Annotated in this window: 5 protein-coding genes and 1 pseudogene; 5 read left to right on the forward strand and 1 reads right to left on the reverse strand. The window is 71.2% G+C overall.

The window, feature by feature from the left end; genetic code table 11:
• Positions 1-156 precede the first annotated feature (156 nt).
• Positions 157-1095 (forward strand): 5'-nucleotidase, encoded by a 939-nt coding sequence (locus tag ALMP_RS25675; protein WP_264932231.1) that lies wholly within the window; start codon positions 157-159, stop codon positions 1093-1095.
• Between the two features lie 55 nt (positions 1096-1150).
• On the opposite strand, the gene ALMP_RS25680 is transcribed toward ALMP_RS25675, so the two are convergent.
• On the reverse strand, positions 1151-2590 hold the full coding sequence (locus ALMP_RS25680; protein WP_264932233.1) for a gamma-aminobutyraldehyde dehydrogenase: 1440 nt from the start codon (positions 2588-2590) through the stop codon (positions 1151-1153).
• Positions 2591-2764: 174 nt separating this feature from the next.
• Between ALMP_RS25680 and ALMP_RS25685 the strand changes: the two genes are divergently transcribed.
• The 4 genes and pseudogenes from ALMP_RS25685 to ALMP_RS25700 all read left to right on the forward strand — a co-directional run.
• Positions 2765-3280 carry an Lrp/AsnC family transcriptional regulator gene (locus ALMP_RS25685; protein WP_264932236.1) on the forward strand — a complete coding sequence of 172 codons (516 nt, stop codon included), beginning with the start codon at positions 2765-2767 and terminating at the stop codon, positions 3278-3280.
• 19 nt (positions 3281-3299) lie between these two features.
• Positions 3300-4664 carry an aspartate aminotransferase family protein gene (locus ALMP_RS25690; protein ID WP_264932238.1) on the forward strand — a complete coding sequence of 455 codons (1365 nt, stop codon included), beginning with the start codon at positions 3300-3302 and terminating at the stop codon, positions 4662-4664.
• Positions 4665-4877: 213 nt separating this feature from the next.
• Positions 4878-5618 carry an ABC transporter ATP-binding protein gene (locus ALMP_RS25695; RefSeq protein ID WP_264932240.1) on the forward strand — a complete coding sequence of 247 codons (741 nt, stop codon included), beginning with the start codon at positions 4878-4880 and terminating at the stop codon, positions 5616-5618.
• Positions 5600-6543 (forward strand): annotated as a pseudogene (locus tag ALMP_RS25700) (hypothetical protein); the annotation flags it as partial. The gene ALMP_RS25695 and the pseudogene ALMP_RS25700, both read left to right, overlap by 19 nt.

Below are 6543 nucleotides of genomic sequence, written 5' to 3' on the forward strand. Positions count from 1 at the left end.
CGGCGGGCAGCGGCGGGCAGCCGGCGGCGGCAGCCGGCAGCGGGCGGCGGCAGTCGGCGGCGGGTGGCCCTGAAGAGGAGGCAAAGTGTGCGCCGGAGGGTACGGTCGGGGCCCGCCGGGCGCCGCCGGCCCGCGGTGCCGCACGAGGGAGCAGACATGCCGCCGTACAGCCTCGAGAACCGTCTGGTCATCGGGATCGCCTCCAGCGCCCTGTTCGACCTGGCGGAGTCCGACGCCGTCTTCCGGCGGGAGGGCGAGGAGAGTTACCGCGTCTACCAGCGGGAGAACCTGGACGACACGCTCCGGCCCGGGGTCGCCTTCCCGTTCATCCGCCGGATCCTGTCGCTGAACGACCTGGCGCCCGAGGGCGATCCGCTGGTCGAGGTGATCATCCTCTCCCGCAACGATCCCGACACGGGACTGAGGGTCATGCGGTCCATCAAGGCGCACGGACTGCCCATAAGCCGCGCCATCTTCATGCAGGGCCGGGCGCCGTACCGGTTCGTGCGCGCGCTGCACATGTCCCTGTTCCTGTCGGCGGACGAGAACGACGTCCGGGAGGCCGTCGCGTCGGGGCTGCCGGCGGGCCGGGTCCTCGGTTCCGCCGTGGCCGACGACCCCGACGACCCGGACCTGCGGATCGCCTTCGACTTCGACGGGGTCCTCGCCGACGACGCGTCGGAACGCGTGTTCCAGCAGGACGGCATGGAAGGGTTCCGCGCCCATGAGACGCGGAACGTGGCCACCCCGCACGACGCGGGCCCGCTGCGGGACTTCCTGCGCGAGATCAACAAACTCCAGCGCAGGGAGGAGGAACGACGGCGCGAGGACGCGGAGTACCAGATCCGCGTCCACGTCTCCATCGTGACGGCGCGCAGCGCGCCCGCGCACGAGCGGGCCGTGCTCAGCCTGAACAACTGGGGCGTACGGGTCAACGACGCCTTCTTCCTGGGCGGCATCGACAAGAGCACGGTCATGGACGTCCTCAGACCGCACATCTTCTTCGACGACCAGGAGAGTCACCTCGAGGGCACGTCCCGGACGACCCCGAGCGTCCACATCCCGTTCGGGGTCGTCAACGACGGGCACGGGTGACCGGCGCCGCCGAGGCACGCTGTGCGCCGCGTGACGCGGCGCACAGCGCGGCGCGTCACGCGTCGAGCGACGTCATCACGTGCTTGATCCGCGTGTAGTCGTCGAAGCCGTACCCCGACAGGTCCTTGCCGTAGCCGGACTTCTTGAAGCCGCCGTGCGGCATCTCCGCGACCAGCGGGATGTGGGTGTTGATCCACACGCAGCCGAAGTCCAGCTTCTTGGACATGCGCATCGCGCGGCCGTGGTCCTTGGTCCACACCGAGGAGGCGAGGGCGTACTCGACGCCGTTGGCGTACTCCACGGCCTGGTCCTCGTCGGAGAAGGACTGGACGGTGATGACCGGGCCGAAGACCTCGTTCTGGACGATCTCGTCGTCCTGCTTGAGGCCGGAGACGACGGTCGGGGCGTAGAAGTAGCCCTTGTCGCCGACCCGGTGGCCGCCCGCCTCGACCTTGGCGTGGGCGGGCAGGCGCTCGATGAAGCCGGAGACCTGCTTGAGCTGGTTGGGGTTGTTCAGCGGGCCGAAGAGCACGTCCTCGTCGTCCGGCTGCCCGGTCTTCGTCTCCGACGCGGCCTTGGCGAGCGCGGCCACGAACTCGTCGTGGATCGCCTCCTGCACGAGGACGCGGGTGGCGGCCGTGCAGTCCTGGCCGGCGTTGAAGAAACCGGCCACGGAGATGTCCTCGACGGCCTTGGCGATGTCGGTGTCCTCGAAGACGACGACCGGCGCCTTGCCGCCCAGCTCCAGGTGGACCCGCTTGAGGTCCCGGGACGCGGACTCGGCGACGGACATGCCGGCGCGCACGGAACCGGTGATGGACGCCATCGCCGGGACCGGGTGCGCGACCATCAGACGGCCGGTGTCACGGTCGCCCGTGATGACGTTGAAGACGCCCTTGGGCAGGATCGAGCCGATGATCTCGGCCATCAGGATGGTCGACGCGGGGGTGGTGTCCGAGGGCTTCAGCACGACCGTGTTGCCCGCCGCGATCGCCGGGGCGAACTTCCACACGGCCATCATCATCGGGTAGTTCCACGGCGCGACCTGGGCGCAGACGCCGACGGGCTCCCGGCGGACGATCGAGGTCATGCCGTCCATGTACTCGCCGGCGCTCCGCCCCTCCAGCATCCGGGCCGCGCCCGCGAAGAAGCGGATCTGGTCGACCATGGGCGGGATCTCCTCCGACCTGGTGAGCCCGATCGGCTTGCCCGTGTTCTCCACCTCGGCCGCGACGAGTTCCTCGGCGCGCTCCTCGAACGCGTCCGCGATCTTCAGCAGGGCCTTCTGGCGCTCGGCCGGGGTGGTGTCGCGCCAGCCCGGGAAGGCCGCGGCGGCGGCCGCCATCGCGGCGTCCACGTCCGCCTGCCCGGACAGCGGCGCGGTCGCGTAGGCCTCGCCCGTCGCGGGGTTGACCACCTCGGTGGTCCGTCCGTCGGCGGCGTCCCGGAACTCACCGTCGATGTAATTGCGCAGACGACGCAGCTCGGTGCTCACTGCCCGGCCTCCAAGTGTGGGTGTCCTGGGTGTCCAATACCTGAGACACCCACCCTAATCGCTGGCCCCACGTTTTCAACACCCCTGATCCCGCCAGCACTGCGGAATCCGCAGATCCCGGTTACGTAAACAACGGATTTCATCGATCCGGCCTTGCGGAACTGTCGAGACGTCGTGCAGAGTGAGGTCGTGGCCAGTCGAAGCGCAGAGCACCGGGACTCCCGCGAGTCCAAGAAGGGCACCCCGCACCTGGATGCCGTCAGCCTCGCCATCATCGAACAGCTCCAGGAGGACGGCCGGCGGCCGTACGCCGCGATCGGCAAGGCGGTCGGCCTGTCCGAGGCGGCCGTGCGCCAGCGCGTCCAGAAGCTGCTCGACCAGGGCGTGATGCAGATCGTCGCCGTCACGGACCCGCTCACCGTGGGCTTCCTCCGGCAGGCGATGGTCGGGCTCCACGTCGAGGGCGACGTCGAGGCGGTCGCCGACGCGCTGACCGACATGGCCGAGGTCGAGTACGTGGTGATGACCGCGGGCTCCTTCGACATCCTCGCCGAGATCGTCTGCGAGGACGACGACCACCTGCTGGACGTCATCAACAAGCGCATCCGCGCGCTGCCCGGCGTGCGCTCCACCGAGAGCTTCGTCTACCTGAAGCTCAAGAAGCAGACCTACATGTGGGGAACCCGATAACCGTGAGGACCCGATAACCGTGAGCACCAAGGACCTCAGCCGCACCGCGTACGACCACCTGTGGATGCACTTCACCCGCATGTCCTCGTACGAGCACTCCCCGGTCCCGACGATCGTCCGGGGCGAGGGCACCTACATCTACGACGACAAGGGCAAGCGCTACCTGGACGGTCTCGCGGGTCTGTTCGTGGTCCAGGCCGGGCACGGCCGGGTGGAGCTGGCGGAGACCGCGTTCAAGCAGGCGCAGGAGCTGGCGTTCTTCCCGGTCTGGTCCTACGCCCACCCCAAGGCCGTGGAGCTGGCGGAACGTCTCGCCGGCCACGCGCCGGGCGACCTGAACAAGGTCTTCTTCACCACCGGCGGCGGCGAGGCCGTGGAGACCGCCTGGAAGCTGGCCAAGCAGTACTTCAAGCTGGTCGGCAAGCCCACCAAGCACAAGGTGATCTCCCGTGCGGTCGCCTACCACGGCACCCCGCAGGGCGCGCTGTCCATCACGGGCCTGCCCGCTCTGAAGGCGCCCTTCGAGCCGCTCGTCCCCGGCGCCCACAAGGTCCCGAACACCAACATCTACCGGGCGCCGATCCACGGCGACGACCCGGAGGCCTTCGGCCGCTGGGCCGCCGACCAGATCGAGCAGCAGATCCTCTTCGAGGGCCCGGACACCGTCGCCGCGGTCTTCCTGGAGCCGGTGCAGAACGCCGGCGGCTGCTTCCCGCCCCCGCCCGGCTACTTCCGGCGCGTGCGCGAGATCTGCGACCAGTACGACGTGCTGCTCGTGTCCGACGAGGTCATCTGCGCCTTCGGCCGCCTCGGCACGATGTTCGCCTGCGACAAGTTCGGCTTCGTCCCGGACATGATCACCTGCGCCAAGGGCATGACGTCGGGGTACTCCCCGATCGGCGCCTGCATCGTCTCCGACCGGCTGGCCGAGCCGTTCTACAAGGGCGACAACACCTTCCTGCACGGCTACACCTTCGGCGGCCACCCGGTCTCCGCGGCCGTCGGTCTGGCCAACCTCGACCTGTTCGAGCGCGAGAACCTCACCCAGCACGTCCTCGACCACGAGGGCGCCTTCCGCGCCACCCTGGAGAAGCTGCACGACCTGCCGATCGTCGGCGACGTCCGCGGCAACGGCTTCTTCTACGGCATCGAACTCGTCAAGGACAAGGCGACCAAGGAGTCCTTCGACGCCGAGGAGACCGAGCGCGTCCTGTACGGCTTCCTGTCCAAGGCGCTCTTCGACAACGGCCTGTACTGCCGTGCCGACGACCGCGGCGACCCGGTCGTGCAACTCGCCCCGCCGCTGATCTCCGACCAGACGACGTTCGACGAGATCGAGCAGATCCTGCGCGCGACGCTGACGGAGGCCTGGACGAAGCTGTGAGATCTTCGACGATCTTTGACGATCGTCCGATGAAGTGATCGACGCGAGGCCCCGTGCCGTCCGTTCGAGTGAGAAACGGCGGCCCGGGGCCGTGTGCTGTCCGGCCTCGCCCGGTGTGCTGCCTAGCGTTCCAGTGACCGATCGGCCCTGCTCTCGTTCCCCCGGACGGGGGATTGGCACGGGAACTACGGATCTGAACCGAGGTGTACGCCCATGGAGGCCCCGCCGGACAACGACGTGCTGTGGGCATGGTCCCTGCACTTCACCCACCACGACGGCTCCCCCGCGCTCGGCGGCGTCTCGCTGGGCGTCCGGAAGGGCGAGATCCTCGCCGTCACCGGCCCGCGCGGCAGCGGCAAGACGACCCTGCTGCACTGCCTGGCCGGACTGGTGCCCACCCAGCGCGGCGAGGTCTGGTTCAACAGCATCCCCGTGCACAGCATGGGCCCGACGGCCCGCGAACGGCTGCGCCGCGACCGCTTCGGCTGGATCGACCCGGCCCCGGCGCTCGTCCCCGAACTCACCGTCTGGGAGAACGCCGCCCTCCCTCTGATGCTGCGCGGCACCAGCCGCCGCCGCGCCAAGGTCGCCGCGCTGGAGTGGCTGGAACGCCTCGACGTCGGGGACAAGGCCCGCAAACGGCCCGGCGAGCTGACCCAGGCCGAACGCCAGCGGGTGTGCATCACCCGCTCCCTGGCCCCGGCCCCCTCGGTCCTCTTCGCGGACGAGCCGACGGCCCCCCTGCACCGCGCCGACCGCGGGCACGTCCTGCGCACCCTCACCACGGCGGCCCGCTCGCACGGCATCACGGTCGTCCTGGCCACCCATGACCCGGAGACCGCGGCCCTCGCCGACCGCACCGTGTCGCTCCTGGACGGTCGCCGGGTGAAGACCGTTCACCTGCCGCCGGTCCCCGAGACGGAAGGGCGGGCGGCGTGCTCGCTCTCCGTCTGACCCGCAGCGCCCACCCCGCCGTCCAACTGCGCCGCCTGCTCGTGGCGACGGCCTCGGCGGGCACCGGCTTCCTCCTGCTGTGCGCCCTCGGCCACGCCCTCACCCACCCCGACACCCCCGGGGCCTCCGCGCTCCGGCTGGCCTGGTGCGCGGTCCCGCTGGCCGCGACGGTCCACTTCGCCCTGGCCGTGGCCCGCACCGACCCCGGCACCCGCCCCCGCCCCGGCCTCGCCGCCATCGGCCTGGGCCCCGCCCGCCTCATGGCGATCTCCGCGACCACGACGGCCCTGTCCACCACCCTCGGCTCGCTGCTCGCCCTCCTGGTCTTCCTCCATCTGCGCGGCGACCTCACGGGCATGCCCTTCGACGGCGCCGCCGCCCAGTCCCTCGCCACGGGCGTCCCCCTCCCCCTCCCGGCCGCCCTCACCCTGCTGTCCCTCCTCCCGGCCACGGCCTCCCTCTGCGTGGCCCTCTCCCTCCGCCCCCGGGACACCCACCCACCGGCGAGGCCCCGGGCCACGCTGCGGCGGTTCGAGGCGCGGGGCCGACCGGGAGGACGGGAGACGTTCGGGACGTACGGCAGATTCGGCAGATGGTCAGAGCCCCGGCGTACCGCACCGGCAGCCGCAGACCACGACGGCGACGGCGACGGCGCCCCACGCACCCGTCAGCCTGCGGGCACGCGTGCCACCGGGGCCGCGCCCGCCCCGCAGAGAGGCGGCACCCCGCAGGCGCCGGGCGGCGCGGCCCACCCCCCGGCCGCGGCCAACGGCAGCCCGGCGACCCCGCCCACCGCGGCCGACCCCGCGGCGACCGCCCTCAACCCCACCGCCCTCCCCTGGGGCGCGGCCCTCCTCGCCGCCGGCCTCGCCGTGGAGGCCTACGCGGGCCACACCACCCCCACCCCGTCCCTGCCCGGCGCCCC

The sequence above is a fragment of the Streptomyces sp. A012304 genome, assembly GCF_026008495.1.
Classification (GTDB): domain Bacteria; phylum Actinomycetota; class Actinomycetes; order Streptomycetales; family Streptomycetaceae; genus Streptomyces.